Source organism: Streptomyces sp. NPDC097640 (assembly GCF_040302705.1).
GTDB lineage: Bacteria > Actinomycetota > Actinomycetes > Streptomycetales > Streptomycetaceae > Streptomyces.
Genome location: NZ_JBEOSB010000013.1, coordinates 82,842 through 99,594, shown reverse-complemented (window position 1 = coordinate 99,594; position 16,753 = coordinate 82,842). Strand labels below are relative to the sequence as shown.

Genomic DNA, 16,753 nt, shown 5'->3' with positions numbered 1-16,753 from the left:
GATGACGACCACCACCTCTCCCGTACTCAGCGCCAGCGGCGTGACCATGCGCTTCGGCGGACTCACCGCCGTACGCTCCGTCGACCTCACCGTCAACTCCGGCGAGATCGTCGGCCTCATCGGCCCCAACGGCGCCGGCAAGACCACCTTCTTCAACTGCCTGACCGGGCTGTACGTCCCCACCGAGGGCAGCGTCACCTACCAGGGCAGCGTCCTGCCGCCCAAACCCCACCTGGTCACCCAGGCCGGCGTCGCCCGCACCTTCCAGAACATCCGGCTCTTCGCCAACATGACCGTCCTGGAGAACGTGCTCGTCGGCCGCCACACCCGCACGAAGGAGGGCCTGTGGTCGGCCCTTCTGCGCGGCCCCGGCTTCAAACGCGCCGAAGCCGCCTCCAAGGCACGCGCCATGGAACTCCTCGAGTTCACCGGGCTCGCCCACAAGGCCGACCACCTCTCGCGCAACCTCCCCTACGGCGAACAGCGCAAGCTGGAGATCGCCCGCGCCCTCGCCAGCGACCCCGGCCTGCTCCTCCTCGACGAGCCCACCGCCGGCATGAACCCCCAGGAGACCCGGGCCACCGAGGAACTCGTCTTCGCCATCCGGGACCAGGGCACCGCCGTCCTCGTCATCGAGCACGACATGCGGTTCATCTTCAACCTCTGCGACCGCGTCGCCGTGCTCGTCCAGGGCCAGAAGCTCATCGAGGGCACCCCCGACGTCGTCCAGAGCGACGAACGCGTGATCGCCGCCTACATCGGCACCCCCTTCGAGGGCGAGCCGGGCGCGGAGGAGGCCGCCGAGGTCGAGGCCGCCGAAGCGCAGCAGAGCACCGGGACGGGCGCGACCCCGCAGAGCACCACAGCACGTACGGAGGACGGACAGTGACCGCACTGCTCGAGGTCGAGGACCTGCGCGTCGCCTACGGCAAGATCGAGGCCGTCAAGGGCATCTCGTTCAGTGTCGAGGCCGGCCAGGTCGTCACCCTCATCGGCACCAACGGCGCGGGCAAGACCACCACCCTGCGCACCCTGTCGGGGCTCCTCCAGCCGCTCGGCGGCTCCATCCGCTTCGACGGCAAGCCGCTGAACGGCGTCCCCGCCCACAAGATCGTCGCCCTCGGGCTGGCCCACTCCCCCGAGGGCCGGCACATCTTCCCGCGCCTGACCATCGCCGAGAACCTCCAACTCGGCGCGTTCCTGCGCAAGGACGGCGACGGCATCGCCGCGGACATGCAGAAGGCGTACGACCTCTTCCCCATCCTCGGCGAACGCCGCACCCAGGCCGCGGGCACCCTCTCCGGCGGCGAGCAGCAGATGCTCGCCATGGGCCGCGCCCTGATGTCCCGCCCCAAGCTGCTCATGCTCGACGAGCCCTCCATGGGCCTCTCCCCGATCATGATGCAGAAGATCATGCAGACGATCGCCGAGCTCAAGACCCAGGGCACCACGATCCTGCTCGTCGAGCAGAACGCCCAGGCCGCCCTGTCGCTGGCCGACCACGGGCATGTGATGGAGATCGGCAAGATCGTGCTGTCGGGGACCGGCGCGGAGCTGCTGCACGACGAGTCGGTGCGCAAGGCCTACCTGGGCGAGGACTGACCCCCGCACCCACCCGACGACGAGGGCCTGTCCGTACCACCGTGGTACGGACAGGCCCTCGTCGTCTGCTGTTCGCTACTGCTGCTGCTTCTTCTCCGCCGCGTCCTCGATGACGGCCTCGGCGACCTGCTGCATGGACAACCGGCGGTCCATCGAGGTCTTCTGGATCCAGCGGAAGGCGGCGGGCTCGGTCAGCCCGTACTGGGTCTGGAGGATGCTCTTCGCGCGGTCGACGAGCTTGCGGGTCTCCAGGCGCTGGGCGAGGTCGGCGACCTCCTTCTCCAGCGTCTTCAGCTCGGTGAAGCGGGAGACGGCCATCTCGATGGCCGGGACCACATCGCTCTTGCTGAACGGCTTCACGAGGTACGCCATGGCGCCCGCGTCCCGGGCCCGCTCGACGAGCTCGCGCTGCGAGAAGGCGGTGAGCATGAGGACCGGGGCGATACGGTCGGCGGCGATGCGCTCGGCGGCGGAGATCCCGTCGAGGACCGGCATCTTCACATCGAGAATCACCAGGTCGGGGCGGTGCTCCTGAGCGAGCGCGACGGCCGTCTCGCCATCGCCCGCCTCGCCGACGACGGAGTACCCCTCCTCCTCGAGCATCTCCTTGAGGTCGAGGCGGATGAGGGCCTCGTCCTCGGCGATGACCACGCGGGTGGTGTGCGGGGGGACGTGCGACTGCGCGTCGGGGGCGTCAGTGGTGCTCAATGTGCTCCTCGCTCCTTCACCGGTCGGGCACCACGAGCCTACCTAGCTGCGGTAAGGTGGACGCGCAGTGGGTCATTGGTGACCTTCGAAACTGCAGGCCCCGGTAGCCCAATTGGCAGCAGGCAATGGATTCAAAACCCATACAGTGTCGGTTCGAGTCCGACCCGGGGCACTTTTCCTTCGATTCCAAGGTCACCTCAGAATCGATGCACTTCACTCGATGAAGTGAACATCCCTTCGAGCGGGCAACACGCACGGTAGCACCAGCCACGCTCGATGGTGTGTACGACCTCGAAACGCGCAAGCGAGCCCTCGCTCTCGTCGGCCAGGGCCGGAGCCTCAATTCCGTGAGCAAGCAGACCGGGATATCCCGCGCCGCGATTCGTGCGTGGCAGATCCGGATCGAACCCCTCTCCTGGGCTCCCCAGGGCGGCGCATGTCCCAGATGCGCGCCCGAGCTGCGGCTGCCGGAGGAGCCCGCCGCCTACGCCTATCTACTCGGCCTGTACCTCGGCGACGGCTGTATCAGCCGCCTCAAGAAAGGCGCGTACTTCCTTCGCATCGCATGCGCGGATGTCTGGCCGGGCCTCATTGACGCCTGTGCGGCGGCGGTGCGGGCCGTGCGGCCCGACAACAGTGTGTGCCGCGTTCAGCGGCAGGGATGCGTCATGGTGACCGGCTACAGCAAGCACTGGCCATGTCTGCTCCCTCAGCACGGGCCAGGGAAGAAGCACGAGAGGCCGATCGTTCTCGAACCCTGGCAACAGGAGATCGTGGACGCGAATCCGTGGGAGTTCGTCCGAGGGCTCGTGCACTCCGACGGCTGCCGGATCACCAACTGGACCGTGAAGGACGTTGGCGGGGTGCGGAAGCGGTACGAGTATCCGAGGTACTTCTTCACCAACAAGTCCGCCGACATCCGGGGGCTTTACACCAACACGCTCGACCAGTTAGGCGTCGACTGGAAGCGGCCGAACGCCTGGAACATCTCCGTCGCCAGGCGCGCCTCCGTCGCCCTCATGGACGCCCACATCGGGCCGAAGTACTGAGCGCGCGCCCAGCGCCCCGTACTCCGGCCCGCATCGAAGTCCTACCGCAGGTCGCCCTCGCCGATGTGGTGCACGCGGACGAGGTTGGTCGAGCCGGAGACGCCGGGCGGGGAGCCGGCGGTGATGATGACGAGGTCGCCCTTCTGGCAGCGGCCGATCCGCAGCAGTTCCTCGTCGACCTGGGCCACCATCTCGTCCGTGGACTCGACCATCGGACCGAGGAAGGTCTCCACACCCCAGGTGAGGTTCAGCTGGGAGTGGGTCGACGGCTCGGGAGTGAAGGCGAGGAGGGGGATGGGGGAGCGGTAGCGGGAGAGGCGGCGGACGGTGTCGCCGCTCTGGGTGAAGGCGACCAGGAACTTCGCGCCGAGGAAGTCGCCCATCTCCGCCGCCGCGCGCGCGACCGCGCCGCCCTGGGTGCGGGGCTTGTTGCGTTCGGTGAGCGGGGGGAGGCCCTTGGCGAGGATGTCCTCTTCGGCCGCCGCGACGATACGGCCCATGGTCTTGACCGTCTCGATGGGGTACTTGCCGACGCTGGTCTCGCCGGAGAGCATCACCGCGTCCGTGCCGTCGATGACCGCGTTGGCGACGTCCGAGGCCTCGGCCCGGGTGGGGCGGGAGTTCTCGATCATGGAGTCGAGCATCTGGGTCGCGACGATGACCGGCTTCGCGTTCCGCTTGGCGAGCTTGATCGCGCGCTTCTGGACGATCGGCACCTGCTCCAGCGGCATCTCCACGCCCAGGTCGCCGCGCGCGACCATGATCCCGTCGAAGGCGTCGACGATCCCTTCGAGGTTCTCGACCGCCTGCGGCTTCTCGATCTTCGCGATGACCGGGAGCCGGACGCCCTCCTCCTGCATGACCCGCCGCACATCCACCACGTCGTTGCCGTTGCGGACAAAGGACAGGGCGATGATGTCGGCGCCGGTGCGCAGCGCCCAGCGGAGGTCTTCGATGTCCTTGTCGGAGAGGGCGGGGACGGAGACGGCGACTCCGGGGAGGTTGAGGCCCTTGTGGTCGGAGACCATGCCGCCTTCGATGACCATGGTGTGCACGCGCGGACCTTCAACGTCCACGACTTCAAGGGTCACCCGGCCGTCGTCGACGAGGATGCGCTCGCCCCGGCTGACGTCGGTGGCCAGGCCTTTATAGGTGGTACCGCAGCGCAGCCGGTCGCCCTCGATCGGCTCGACGGTGATGGTGAACTCATCCCCGCGTTCAAGGAGTACAGGGCCTTCATGGAAACGGCCGAGACGAATCTTCGGACCTTGAAGGTCGGCGAGGATGCCGACGCTGCGACCGGTTTCCAGCGCGGCCTTTCGGACTCGCCGGTAACGCTCCTCGTGCTCGGCGTAGGTGCCGTGGCTGAGGTTGAAGCGGGCCACGTCCATTCCGGCTTCGACGAGCGCCTTGATCTGCTCGTACGAGTCGGTTGCGGGTCCCAAAGTACAGACGATTTTTGCTCGGCGCATGCCGCGAGCCTACGACTTACCAGTCGGTAAAGAACCGGGAACCAGCCACTCCCCCGTGGCCTTTGGATGGCCGGTCATCGACAACTAATGAAACGTGCGCGGGTCCGCTCTGATGAGCGGTTTATCTGACCCGCGCACGTCAGTGTGCGGCTCGCTCAAAGCTGCGGAGGCGACATCGTAAAGCGGGCATTGACCTGCGCGTAGACGGTCTGGCGCTGGGGTTCGAGGTCCAGGGCGGGGGCGGCCTGGGGCGCGCCGCCGTAGCCGGCGGAGCGCGCCGCCCCGTAGGCGACGGGGTAGGGCTGCTCGGCGTGCTCCGCGTCGAGGTCGGCGAGCTCGACGAGGGCGACGAGCCGGGCGTCGAGGGCGCCAGCGTACTCGCGTGCGCGCTGGACCGCTTCCCGTACGGCCTGGCGGCGCGCTTCGGCGTGGGCGGGCGAGTCGGGGCGCAGGGCCCAGAAGGGCCCGTTGACCTGGGTGAGCTCGAGGTCGGCGAGGCGGGTGGTGAGCTCGCCCAGCGCGGTGAAGTCGGAGACGGTGGCCGAGAGATGCACTCGGCCGTGGTAGGCGTGTATGCGCTCGTGACGGCCCTTGGCGGTGAGCTGCGGGGTGATGGCGAAGGCGCCGGTCTCCAGCTTCTCGACCGCCTGGCCGTAGGACGTCACGAGGTCGAGGACGTGGGCGTTGCGGCGGGTGAGGTCTTCGAGGGCGGTGCGGCGGTCGCTGCCGCGGGCGCTGACGGTGACGCCGAGGCGGGCGATCTCGGGGTCGACTTCGAGGCGGGCCTCACCGCGGACCGCGACGCGCGGGGTTTCGGGGGTGCCGTAGGGCACGGCGGCGGTCATGGGCTGCGGGGAGGCGTGATCCATGGGGTGGGCTCCTTACGCACAGAAAAAGGGAGGGAAGGGAGAGAAGGGAGAAAAAGGGGTGAAGCGGTGGGTGTGGACGCCTTGTCAGACGGGCGTCTGCACGCGGCCCTGCCCGGGGCGGTCTCGGTGCAGCGACAGGGCGATGTCCACGAGCGGGACCCGGGGCAGCTCGGCGACGCGATCGAGGTCGACCCAGGCGGCCTGGTCCGTGGAGCCGTTGGTCTCGTGGCGCAGTTGCCCGCCGACGACATGCGCGGTGTAGACGACGCGGAGGCCGTGGAAGTCGGCGTCGCGGCCGCGGCGGCGGGCATAGCGGTGGTGGACGGAGTCGATGCCGAGCAGGTCGTCGATCTCGACGGTGTAGCCGGTCTCCTCCTCGACCTCGCGGATGGCGGCGTCGTACGGGTCTTCGCCGTGCCGGATGCCGCCACCGGGCATCGTCCACTGTTTGGCGTCGGGGCCGACCCATCGGGCGAGGAGGATCTTGCCGTCCTGGATGCAGACGGCGTACGCGGCGACTCTGAGCTGTCTGTTGGCCATCACCCAAGGATGGCCTGGCTGTCGGTTGATCGAAAGCTGGGGTGGTCAGGTGCTGGTATGGGCGAGGCGGTCGCGCTGCCCGGGGAGGTGTCCGCCGATGACGGGGGCGCCGGGGCCGGTGGGCGGAAGGCCGAAGGTGGTGAAGGCGGTGCGCCGCGGGAGGGCGTAGACCGGTTCGCTGGTCAGCGAGTTGAGGATGACGGCGGAGCGCCAGGCGGCGAGGCCGAGGTCGGGGGCGCCCACGCCGTGGGAGTGGCGCTCGGCGTTCTGTACGTAGATGGAGCCCTTGACGATGGGGTCGAGGACGATGCGGTGGTGTTCGTCGATGCGGGGGCGTTCCCGGGAGTCGCGGCGGATGTAGGGGTCGAGGGCGGCGATGAGGGTCTCGATGCGCCGTTCGCGGTAGCCGGTGGCGAGGACCACGGCTTCGGTGGTGTGGCGGCTGCGGGTGCCCTGTTGGCGGTGTTCGAGGTGGAGTTCCAGGCGGGCGTCGGCGATGCGGCCGGCGGTGCGGACGGTGACGTCGGGGGTGAGCACGGCGTCGGGCCAGCCGCCCTGTCGGGCGCGGCGGTAGAGCTCGTCGTGGATCTCCGTCATGGTGTCGTGCGCGATGCCCTTGTAGAGCTGCCACTGGCGGCGCAGCAGTTGGTCGCGCACGCACTCCGGCAGGGCGTGGAAGTAGCGGGTGTAGTCGGGGGTGAAGTGTTCGAGGCCGAGCTTGCTGTACTCCATGGGCGCGAAGGCGGGGGTGCGGGTGAGCCAGTGGAGGCCTTCGGCGCCGGGCGGCCGGCTGCGGAGCAGGTCGAGGAAGACCTCGGCGCCGGACTGGCCGGAGCCGACGACGGTGACATGGCCGGTGGCCAGCAGCTGTTCGCGGTGCTGGAGGTAGTCGGCGGAGTGGATGACGGGGACGCCGGGGGCGTCGACGAGGGGGCACAGGGGCGCGGGGACGTGGGGTTCGGTGCCGACGCCGAGCACCAGGGAGCGGGTGTAGCTGCGGCCCATGTGCAGGGCCTGGCCCCTGGGGTCGAGTTCGGTGAAGTCGATCTCGAAGAGCAGGTGGTCGTGGTTCCAGCGGACGGCGTCGATCTGGTGGCCGAAGTGGAGGCTGGGGAGGTGGTGGCTGACCCAGCGGCAGTAGTCCTCGTACTCGGCGCGTTCGATGTGGAAGCGCTCGGAGAGGTAGAAGGGGAAGAGCCGTTCGCGGGCCTTGAGGTAGTTCAGGAAGGTCCAGGGGCTGGCCGGGTCTGCGAGGGTGACGAGGTCGCCGAGGAACGGGACCTGGACCCTGGCGCCGTCGACGAGGAGGCCCGAGTGCCATTGGAAGGCGGGGCGCTGTTCGTAGAAGGCGGTGCGCAGGCTGGGGACGCCGTGGGCGAGGGCGGCCAGGGAGAGGTTGAACGGGCCGATGCCGATGCCGGCGAGGTCCAGGGGATGTTCGGGGCAGGCTGCGGCGGGGGTGGAAGCGGGGGTGGTGTTGTGGGTGGGGGGTTGCGCGGTGCTCATGGGGTGTTGCCTTCCACGAGTTCGACCAGCGCCCGCAGGTCGCTGGGCTGGATGTGCGGGTTGAGGACGGTGGCCTTGAGCCACAGCCCGTCGGATGTGGCGGCTCGGCCGAGGACGGCCCGGCCCTCGCGCAGGAGGCGGCGTCGTAGGGCGGCGACGGCGGCCGGGCCTGCTCCGGTGGGCCGGAAGAGGACGGTGCTGATGGCGGGGCGGGCGTAGAGGTCGAGTCCGGGTCGGGAGTCGATGAGGTCGGCGAGGTCCTGGGCGGCGGCGCAGGCGCGCTCGACGAGGTCGCCGAGGCCGCGGCGGCCGAGGGCGCGCAGGGTGACGGCGATCTTGAGGATGTCGGGGCGGCGGGTGGTGCGCAGGGAGCGGCCGAGGAGGTCGGGGAGGCCGGCGGCGGCGTCGTCGGCGGCGTTGAGGTACTCGGCGCGGTGGGTGAGCGGGGCGAGGGCGGCGCTGTCGGGGACGGCGAGGAGGCCGGCCGCGGCGGGCTGCCAGCCGAGTTTGTGCAGGTCGAGCGCGGCGGTCCGGGCTCGGTCGAGCCCGTCGAGCCTGGTCCGCAGGGTGTTGCTGAACAGGAGCGGGCCGCCGTAGGCGGCGTCGATGTGGAGGGTGGCCGCATGGCGGTCGCAGAGGTCGGCGATGGGCGGCAGGGGGTCGATGGCGCCGGTGTCGGTGGTGCCCGCGGTGGCGACGACGAGCAGGGGGCGGCCGGGGAGCCCGGTGAGGGCGTCGTGGAGGCGGGCCGGGTCCAGGACGCCGGTGGGGGTGGGGATCGTGAGCGGCTCGGGGAGGCCGAGGAGCCAGGCCGCGCGGTGGACGCTGTGGTGGGCGTTGGCCCCGCAGACGACCTGGAGGGGGTCCGTGGCGCCCGCCGTGCGGGCGGCCTCGCGGGCGAGCAGCAGGGCGAGTTGGTTGGCCTCGGTGGAGCCGGTGGTGGCGAGGGCGTCGGGGGCCGGGCGGCGGGGGTGGACGAGCCGGGCCAGGGCGCGGCAGGTCAGCGCCTCGAGCTCGCCGGCGGCGGGGGCCTGGTCCCAGGAGTCGAGGGAGGGGTTGAGGGCGCTGGCGGCGAAGTCGGCGGCGGCCGCGACGGCGAGCGGCGGGCAGTGCAGATGGGCGGTGCAGTGCGGCTCGGCGGGGTCGGCGGCGCCCGCGGCGAGGGCCCGGACGAGGGTGTGCAGGGCTGCGCGGGCGCCGGTGCCGACGGTGGGCAGTACGGGCTCGGCGGCGGCCCGTACGCGGCGGGCGACGGCGCGGGGGCCGCCGGGCGGGAGGGGGCCGCCGCGGTCGGCGGCGCCGGTGGCGAGGGCGTGGAGGACGGTGTCGAGCATCGGGCGGAGCGCGCGCGGGCCTTCGATACCGCCGGCCAGGAGGCGGGCGGTCCCGGAAGCGGGCACAGGCATGGGTGTGCCCCTCGTCTCGAGTTCGGGCGGGGTGGGAGCGGTCCTGGCGATGTCTCGGAGGCGGCGCCGATCGCCCGGGAGGCGGGTCTCGCGGCGTCAGTGGACGGACCAGACCTCGCGGAACGGGCGGAACTTCGGCGAAGCTTCCGGAACACGGCCTAAAGTACTTCGCACGCAAGCGGTTCGGGGCGTGGCGGCGGCAGGTCCACTCGTACGTGGTAGTGCCGGTGCGGGAATTGATCGCGGAGCGGCACGCGGCGGTTTCCGTACGATGCCGGGCACGGAACGGCAGGAGGCCAGGGGGCGCGATGGACCGGGAGCCGGACGACAGCGACAGCGACAGCGATCTGACCGAGGAGCTCATCGCCTCGGTGCTGGCCGCGACGCGGCTGCTGGTGGCGATCTCGGCGCGGGCGCTCGCCTCGATCGACGAGACGCTGACGGCGACGCAACTGCGCGCCCTGGTGGTGCTGGACAGCTGTGGCCCCGCGAAGCTGGCGGCGCTGGCGTCCGGGCTGGGGGTGAACCCGTCCACCGCCATGCGGACGGTGGACCGGCTGGAGTCCCTGGGTCTGGTGGACCGGCGGGTCAATCCGGACAGCCGCCGGGAAGTGGTGCTGCGGCTGACGGACCGGGGCGCGGAGGTGGTGGACCGGGTGCTGGAGTACCGGCGCGCGGAGATCGCCGTCCTGGTGGAGCGGCTGCCCGCGGAGGTGCGGTCCGGGCTGGTGCGCGGGCTGCGGGCGCTGGGCGCGGTCGCGGACGAGCCGGACCTCCGCGCGGCCGGGCCGCCGGGGGCAGGGCCCGCCCGGGTCAGCGATGTGCTCGCCGCCGCTTCCGGAGAGGTCCGTCCGCGTCGTCCGGTCCGGTGAGCGCGGGGTGGCGGTACGGCCGGGCCGGGGTGCGGGAGCGGTAGACCACGTACGGCCTGGCCAGGTAGCCGAGGGGGGCGGCGAAGGCGTGGACGAGCCGGCTGAAGGGCCACAGCGCGAACAGCGCCAGGCCCAGCAGGGCGTGCAGCCGGTAGATCAGGGGCGCGTGGGCCATGGCCGGGACGTCGGGGTCGAGGGTGAACAGGCTGCGGAACCAGACGGACACGCCCTGCCGGTAGTCGTAGGCGTCCTTGCTCGCGCCCGTGGCGGTCGCGGTGAGCCCGGCCAGCAGGACGGCGGCGAGCACCGGGTAGACGGCCCGGTCGCTGCGGCTGGTCGCCGCCCGTACGGCGGGCACCCGCAGCCGCCGGTACAGCAGCAGCCCCAGGCCCGCGGCGGTGGCGAGGCCCGCGGTGCCGCCGACCAGCAGCGCGTTGGCGTGGTACAGCCCTTCGCTGACGCGCAGCCGCTCGGTGAGCGACTCGGGGACGACGAGGCCGACGACATGGCCCGCGGCGACGAACAGCAGCCCGAAGTGGAAGAGCGGGCCGCCGATGCTCAGCAGGCGGTGTTCGTGCAGCTGGCTGGAGCGGGTGGTGAAGCCGAAGCGGTCGTAGTGGTAGCGCCAGGCGGTGCCGGCGGCGAAGAGCACGAGGACGAGGTAGGGCAGTACGCCCCACAGGGCGATGTTCAGGTGTGTCATCGGCCGGTTCCTCCCGGAAGGTGGCCGGCGCGCTCGGGGGCGGTCGCGGCGAAGGGGGCCAGACCGCTCAGTCCGACCGCCTCGGCGGGCGGTCCGGTCCGGGCGAGGGCCAGGGCGGTGGCGCGGTCGGCGGGGGACGGGCCCGGCAGGGTGTCGCAGACGCCGAGCAGGACGTCGGCGTAGGGGCTGTCGTGGTCGGCCAGGGCCATCCTCAGCAGCTCGATCGCGGGGCGGTGTTCGCTCAGCAGCCGCGTCCCCGGGGCGGGGCAGCGGGCGGCGAACTCCAGGGCCAGGGGCAGGTGGTCGGGCAGCTCGTCCTCGGGGGGCTCCCAGCCGTGCGCGCGGTAGCGGGCCTTCCAGTCGGCGAGCGAGCCGCCGCGGCGGCGGGTGTCGCCGTCGGTGTAGTAGGTGAGGTGCAGGGTGCGCCGTCGGCTGCGGTCGAAGGTGACGACGTAGCGGGCGGCCAGGTCGAGTACGAGGATGTCCCGTACGGCGGCGCAGAATCGCAGCAGCGGCGCGGTGCCGGGGCCGGTCAGCTCGCCGAGGGCGTCCCGTACCAGGGTCAGGCGCGCGGGCCAGTGCTGGTCGGGGTAGCCGAGGAGGAGGGCGGCGGCCTGGTGCACGGCGGGGGTCGCCGGGCTCAGCGGACTCATTGCTGCTCCTCGGTGCGGCGCGGGAACAGTCCGCTGGGGCGTCCGCGGCCGTTCCAGTTGAGCAGGTTGAGCCGGCCGGCGAGCCCGGTGCCCGCTCCGGCGGGGGCGGGCACCGGTGGGGCGTGGAAGTCGTCGGCGCCGGGGAAGCCGTCCGGCATCATGCCGGGCAGCCCGTCGCCGTCGAGGCTGCACGCGTCGGTGGGGCCGGCGCTGCCTGTGCTGCCCGAGCCCGCGGCGTAGCCGGTGGGGATGACGTACCGCTCCTCGTACTTGGCCAGGGCCAGCAGCCGGTACATACCCTCGATGGCCTCCTGGTCCATGCCGACCGCGCGGGCGATCGCGGGGTCCCGCTCCTCGCCCAGGTTGATCCGCCGCATGTGGCTGCGCATGGCGGCGAGCCGGCACAGGGCCGCCTCGACCGGCTCCGGGTCGCCCGCGGTGAACAGCTCGGCGAGGTACGAGACGGGGATGCGCAGGGCGTCGATGGCGCCGAAGAGGTTGGCCGGCTCCTCGCCGTCGTGGCCGGTGGCGGTGAGCGCGTCCACGACCGGGGAGAGCGGGGGGATGTACCAGACCATGGGCATGGTGCGGTATTCGGGGTGCAGCGGCAGCGCCACCTTGTACCGGGTGATCAGCGCGTGGATCGGGGAGCGGCGGGCGGCCTCGATCCAGTCGTGCGGGATGCCGGACTCCTCGGCGGCGCGGGCCACTTCGGGGTCGTCGGGGTCGAGGAAGCAGCCGAGCTGGGCCTCGTACAGGTCCTTCTCGTCGGGGACGGCGGCGGCCTCGCCGACCTTGTCCGGGTCGTAGAGCAGCACGCCGAGGTAGCGCAGCCGGCCCACGCAGGTCTCGGAGCAGACGGTGGGCTCGCCGGCCTCGATCCGCGGGTAGCAGAAGGTGCACTTCTCGGCCTTGCCGCTGCGGTGGTTGAAGTAGACCTTCTTGTACGGGCAGCCGCTGACGCACATCCGCCAGCCGCGGCAGCGGTCCTGGTCGACGAGGACGATGCCGTCCTCGACCCGCTTGTACATGGCGCCGGAGGGGCAGACGGCGACGCAGGAGGGGTTGAGGCAGTGTTCGCAGATGCGCGGCAGGTAGAACATGAACGCCTGCTCGTACTCCAGGCGGACCTTCTCGGTCATCTTGGCGAGTACGGGGTCGCCTGCGAGGTGTTCGGGGCCGCCGCCGAGGTCGTCGTCCCAGTTGGGGCCCCAGGTGACGGCGGTGGGGCGGCCGTCGATGAGGGAGCGGGGCGGGGCGGTGGGCAGGTCCTCGCCGAGGGGGGCGGTGGTGAGGTTGTCGTAGTCGTACGTCCAGGGCTGGTAGTAGTCGTCGAGGGAGGGGAGTTCGGGGTTGGCGAACAGCCGGGCCAGGCGGCGGGCGCGGCCGCCGGTGCGCGGTACGAGCCGGCCGTTCTTCAGGTGCCAGCCGCCCTTCCACTTGTCCTGGTCCTCGTAGCCGCGTGGATAGCCCTGGCCGGGGCGGGTCTCGACGTTGTTGAACCAGACGTATTCGGTGCCGGACCGGTTGGTCCATGTCTGTTTGCAGGTGACCGAGCAGGTGTGGCAGCCGATGCACTTGTCGAGGTTCATGACCATGGCGACCTGGGCCATCACCCTGGGGCGGGACGGCTGGCGGCGGGGCATGTCAGTACTCCACGTTCTGGGACCGGCGCCGGATGACGGTGATCGCGTCGCGCTGGTTGCCGGTCGGTCCGTAGTAGTTGGGGGCGAAGGAGAGCTGGGCGTAGCCGCCGATGAGGTGGGTGGGCTTGATGAGCAGCTTGGTGAGGGCGTTGTGGGTGCCGCCGCGGCCGCCGGTGGCCTCGGACTTGGGCACGTTCACCATGCGTTCCTGCACGTGGTACATGAACACCGTGCCTTCGGGCATGCGGTGGGAGACCACGGCCCGGGCGACGACGACGCCGTTGGCGTTGACGGCCTCGATCCACTCGTTGTCGGCCACGCCGATGGCCTGGGCGTCGGGCACGCTGAGCCAGATGACGGGGCCGCCGCGGGCCAGCGTCTGCATGATCAGGTTTTCCTGGTACTCGGAGTGGATGGACCACTTGGAGTGCGGGGTGACATAGCGGACGGTCACGGAGCGGCCGCTGCCACCGGTGCCGGGTGGCGGGGCCTCGCCCAGGGCGGCCAGGTCCAGCGGGGGCCGGTAGACGGGCAGTTGCTCGCCGAGCTCGGCCATCCAGTCGTGGTCCAGGTAGAAGTGCTGGCGGCCGGTGAGGGTGTGCCAGGGCTTGCGGTGCTCGGTGTTGATGGTGAACGGCGCGTAGCGGCGGTCCGGGGCCTCCTTGCCGGACCACTCGAAGCTGGCGCCGACCTGCACCGGGCGGGTCTGGGTGTCGGAGAACACCACGCGGCGCTCGGCCACCGAGGCGCCCAGTTCGGTGAGGCCCGAGTCCGGTCCGCAGCGGTCGGCGAGCTGCCGGAACCCCTCGGCGGCGATGCGCCCGTTGGTGGTGCCGGAGAGGGCGAGGATCGCCTCGCACATCTTGGTGTCGGTGTCCAGCAGCGGCCGTCCCTTGGCGGCGCCCCGCGTGGCGGTGCCACAGCGGTCCGCCAGCCAGGCCGCCTCCGGCGTGGGGTCGACGCCCACGCCCTTGACCCGCATGCCCTGCCGTTCGGCGAGGGGGCCGAAGGCGGCGAGTTGGTCGGCGACGGCGGTGTAGTCGCGCTCGACGAGGGCGAAGTCCGGCAGGTTCCGGCCGGGCTCGGCGCCCGTCACGGCTCCGGTCCCGGTGTCGCGCCAGTCCGGGACGGTGCCGCCGGGCTGGGCGGTTTCGCCGGGGGTGTCGTGCATCAGGGCGCAGGCCACCAGGTCGTGGGCGGTGTCCAGCCGTCCGGCGGCGAGTTCGCTCAGCTTGCGGGCGAGGCCGTGGAAGATCTCGAAGTCGGTGCGGGCCTGCCAGGGCGGGATGATCGCCGGGGTGAAGGCGTGGACGTACGGGTGCATGTCGGTGCTGGACAGGTCGTGCTTCTCGTACCAGGTGGCGGCGGCAGGACGAGGTCGGCGAAGAGCGTGGTGGAGGTCATCCGGAAGTCCAGCGCCAGCAGCAGGTCGAGCTTTCCGCGCGGCGCCGCATCGTGCCAGGTCACATCCGCCGGGCGGTTGCCGGGCGGGGCCTCGTCGGCGGTGGCGTTGTCGCGGGCGCCGAGCAGGTGGCGCAGGAAGTACTCGTTTCCCTTGGCCGAGGAGCCGATGAGGTTGGCCCGCCAGACGGTCAGCACGCGGGGCCAGTTCTCCGGCGCGTCGGGGTCCTCGCAGGCGAAGTCCAGCCCCCCGGAGCCCAGTTGTTCCGCGACCCACTCCCCGGCCGGCCGTCCGCTCTCCTTGGCCCGGCGGCCCAGGTCGAGGGGGTTGGCGGCGAAGGTGGGGTACGAGGGCATCCAGCCAAGCCGCATGGACTGGGCGACCAGGTCCGCGGTGTGCCGGCCGGCGAACAGGCCGCGGCCGGTGGGGGACGCCAGCGCGTCGGCGCCGTACCGCTCGTAGCGCCACTGGTCGGTGTGCAGATACCAGTACGGGGTGCCGGCCATCTGCCGGGACGGCCGCACCCAGTCGGCCGCGGTGGCCATCTGCTGCCAGCCGGTGAAGGGCCGCACCTTCTCCTGGCCCACGTAGTGCGCCCAGCCTCCGCCGTTGACGCCCTGGCAGCCGGTGAGCAGCAGCAGGGTGAGGAAGGAGCGGTAGATGGTGTCGGAGTGGAACCAGTGGTTGGTGCCCGCCCCCATCACGATCATGCAGCGCCCGCGGCTCTTCTCGGCGGTGGCCGCGAACTCGCGCGCCGCGCGGATCACGGCGGCGGATGGGACGGAGGTGATGGCCTCCTGCCAGGCGGGGGTGCCGGGCACCGAGGCGTCGTCGTAGCCGGTGGGCCACTGTCCGGTCAGGCCCGGGCGGCCCACCGCGTACTGGGCCATGAGCAGGTCGAAGACCGTGGTGACCAGCCGGCCGCCGAGCCGCCGTACGGGGACGGCGCGCCGGACGGTGGCGCCTGGCACATCGAAGCGGGGCAGTTCGACCAGGGCGGTCTCGACGCTCTCGACGCCGGTGGTTTGGTGGAACGTCAGCCGCGGGGTGATGCCGGCCAGGTCCAGGTTCCAGCGGCCCTCGCCGCCCTTGCTCCAGCGGTCGCCCAGGGTGCCGTTGGGGACGACCGGGCGGTCGGTCTCCGCGTCGTGGAGCACCGGCATCCAGCGCCGGGCCGCCTTGTCGGCGTGGGCGGCCAGGCCCGGGTCGGTCGCCTCCAGGTCGGCGGCGGTGAGGAACTTGCCGGGGGTGTGGTGTCCGGACGGCTCCCGCTCCGCCGGTTCCACCAGCTCCACCAGGAACGGCAGGTCGGTGAAGCGCCTGACGTAGTCGGTGAAGTAGGGGACCTCGCGCTCCGCGAAGCACTCCTTGAGGATCACGTGCCCCATCGCCATGGCGACCGCGCCGTCGGTGCCGGGGTGCGGGTGCAGCCACTCGTCGGCGAACTTGGTGGCGTCCGCGTAGTCCGGGGAGACCACCACCACCTTCTGCCCCCGGTAGCGGGCCTCGGCCATCCAGTGGGCGTCGGGGGTGCGGGTGACCGGGACGTTCGACCCCCACAGCATCAGATAGGCGGCGTCCCACCAGTCGCCCGACTCGGGGACGTCGGTCTGGTCGCCGAACACCTGGGGGGAGGCGATGGGCAGATCCGCGTACCAGTCGTAGAAGGAGATCATCGGCGCGCCGATCAGCGACATGAAGCGGGCGCCGACGGCGTGCGAGGCCATCGACATGGCGGGGATCGGGGAGAACCCGGCGATCCGGTCCGGGCCGTAGGTGCGCAGGGTGTGCACATGGGCGGCCGCCGCGATCTCCAGCGCCTCCTCCCAGCCGATGCGCACCAGCCCGCCCTTGCCGCGGGCCGACTGGTAGCGATGGCGCTTGTCCGGGTCGCCGGTGACCTCCGCCCAGGCCGCCACCGGGTCGCCGAGCCGCGCCTTGGCCTCCCGGTAGAGCTCGACCAGCACGCCGCGGGCGTGCGGGTAGCGCACCCGGGTGGGCGAGTAGGTGTACCAGGAGAAGGAGGCGCCCCGCGGGCAGCCGCGGGGCTCGTACTCCGGGCGGTCCGGGCCGACCGAGGGGTAGTCGGTCTGCTGGGTCTCCCAGGTGATCAGCCCGTCCTTGACGTACACCTTCCAGGAGCAGGAACCGGTGCAGTTCACGCCATGCGTGGAGCGCACCACCTTGTCATGCGCCCAGCGCTCCCGGTACGGAGAGTCCTCCACGGCCTGGTCGGTCCGGTACACGGCCCGCAGGTCCCGGGTGGTCGGGGTGCGCCTCAGGGACGCCCCGGCCCGCAGGAGACGCTCGGTCACCGCTGCTGCG

General features: G+C 71.6%; 13 protein-coding genes, 1 tRNA gene and 1 pseudogene. 5 read left to right on the top strand and 10 right to left on the bottom strand.

All coding sequences use genetic code 11. From position 1 onward, the window contains the following. Position 1: 1 nt before the first annotated feature. Together ABTY62_RS21665 and ABTY62_RS21660 are read left to right on the top strand one after the other, a co-directional pair. Positions 2–889, top strand: a complete 888-nt coding sequence (locus ABTY62_RS21665) for an ABC transporter ATP-binding protein (protein ID WP_311724842.1) — start codon at positions 2–4, stop codon at positions 887–889. Further along, positions 886–1,602: an ABC transporter ATP-binding protein gene (locus ABTY62_RS21660; protein ID WP_352131058.1), complete on the top strand. Its 717-nt coding sequence runs from the start codon at positions 886–888 to the stop codon at positions 1,600–1,602. Before ABTY62_RS21665 ends, ABTY62_RS21660 begins: the two co-directional genes overlap by 4 nt. A 75-nt stretch (positions 1,603–1,677) precedes the next feature. Here ABTY62_RS21660 and ABTY62_RS21655 read toward each other — a convergent pair whose 3' ends face one another. Next, the gene (locus tag ABTY62_RS21655) at positions 1,678–2,310 is read right to left on the bottom strand and encodes an ANTAR domain-containing response regulator (RefSeq protein WP_014180542.1); all 633 of its coding nucleotides are present in this window, start codon (positions 2,308–2,310) and stop codon (positions 1,678–1,680) included. Between the two features lie 97 nt (positions 2,311–2,407). Here ABTY62_RS21655 and ABTY62_RS21650 point away from each other — a divergent pair. Together ABTY62_RS21650 and ABTY62_RS21645 are read left to right on the top strand one after the other, a co-directional pair. Beyond that, positions 2,408–2,482: transfer RNA gene (locus tag ABTY62_RS21650), tRNA-Leu, on the top strand. A 109-nt stretch (positions 2,483–2,591) separates the two neighbouring features. Next, positions 2,592–3,359, top strand: coding sequence for a transcriptional regulator (locus ABTY62_RS21645; protein WP_352131057.1), 768 nt, complete (start codon positions 2,592–2,594; stop codon positions 3,357–3,359). Positions 3,360–3,400: 41 nt separating this feature from the next. On the opposite strand, the gene pyk is transcribed toward ABTY62_RS21645, so the two are convergent. The 5 genes from pyk to ABTY62_RS21620 form a co-directional block, all read right to left on the bottom strand. After that, positions 3,401–4,831 carry a pyruvate kinase gene (gene pyk / locus ABTY62_RS21640; protein WP_352131056.1) on the bottom strand — a complete coding sequence of 477 codons (1,431 nt, stop codon included), beginning with the start codon at positions 4,829–4,831 and terminating at the stop codon, positions 3,401–3,403. A 155-nt stretch (positions 4,832–4,986) separates the two neighbouring features. After that, complete coding sequence (locus tag ABTY62_RS21635; RefSeq protein ID WP_352131055.1) at positions 4,987–5,700, bottom strand: SIMPL domain-containing protein; 714 nt, start codon at positions 5,698–5,700, stop codon at positions 4,987–4,989. A gap of 84 nt (positions 5,701–5,784) precedes the next feature. Then, complete coding sequence (locus ABTY62_RS21630) at positions 5,785–6,240, bottom strand: NUDIX hydrolase (protein ID WP_311724837.1); 456 nt, start codon at positions 6,238–6,240, stop codon at positions 5,785–5,787. 45 nt (positions 6,241–6,285) lie between these two features. Further along, the gene (locus tag ABTY62_RS21625; protein WP_352131054.1) at positions 6,286–7,746 is read right to left on the bottom strand and encodes a lysine N(6)-hydroxylase/L-ornithine N(5)-oxygenase family protein; all 1,461 of its coding nucleotides are present in this window, start codon (positions 7,744–7,746) and stop codon (positions 6,286–6,288) included. Further along, complete coding sequence (locus ABTY62_RS21620; RefSeq protein WP_352131053.1) at positions 7,743–9,152, bottom strand: pyridoxal phosphate-dependent decarboxylase family protein; 1,410 nt, start codon at positions 9,150–9,152, stop codon at positions 7,743–7,745. Before ABTY62_RS21620 ends, ABTY62_RS21625 begins: the two co-directional genes overlap by 4 nt. 308 nt (positions 9,153–9,460) lie before the next feature. On the opposite strand from ABTY62_RS21620, the gene ABTY62_RS21615 reads away from it, so the two are divergent. Further along, positions 9,461–10,024: a MarR family winged helix-turn-helix transcriptional regulator gene (locus ABTY62_RS21615; protein WP_352131052.1), complete on the top strand. Its 564-nt coding sequence runs from the start codon at positions 9,461–9,463 to the stop codon at positions 10,022–10,024. Here the strand turns inward: ABTY62_RS21615 and narI are convergent. The 4 genes and pseudogenes from narI to ABTY62_RS21595 form a co-directional block, all read right to left on the bottom strand. Next, a complete protein-coding gene (narI, locus tag ABTY62_RS21610; RefSeq protein WP_352131050.1) occupies positions 9,966–10,727 on the bottom strand; it encodes a respiratory nitrate reductase subunit gamma in 762 nt (253 codons plus the stop codon). The two genes, ABTY62_RS21615 and narI, sit on opposite strands and share 59 nt — an antisense overlap. Continuing rightward, positions 10,724–11,380, bottom strand: coding sequence for a nitrate reductase molybdenum cofactor assembly chaperone (gene narJ / locus ABTY62_RS21605; RefSeq protein WP_352131048.1), 657 nt, complete (start codon positions 11,378–11,380; stop codon positions 10,724–10,726). The genes narI and narJ overlap by 4 nt, the downstream gene beginning before the upstream one ends. Further along, positions 11,377–13,026 carry a nitrate reductase subunit beta gene (gene narH, locus ABTY62_RS21600; protein ID WP_352131047.1) on the bottom strand — a complete coding sequence of 550 codons (1,650 nt, stop codon included), beginning with the start codon at positions 13,024–13,026 and terminating at the stop codon, positions 11,377–11,379. The genes narJ and narH overlap by 4 nt, the downstream gene beginning before the upstream one ends. 1 nt (position 13,027) lies before the next feature. Then, a pseudogene (locus tag ABTY62_RS21595) lies at positions 13,028–16,743 on the bottom strand (nitrate reductase subunit alpha). Positions 16,744–16,753 lie beyond the last annotated feature (10 nt).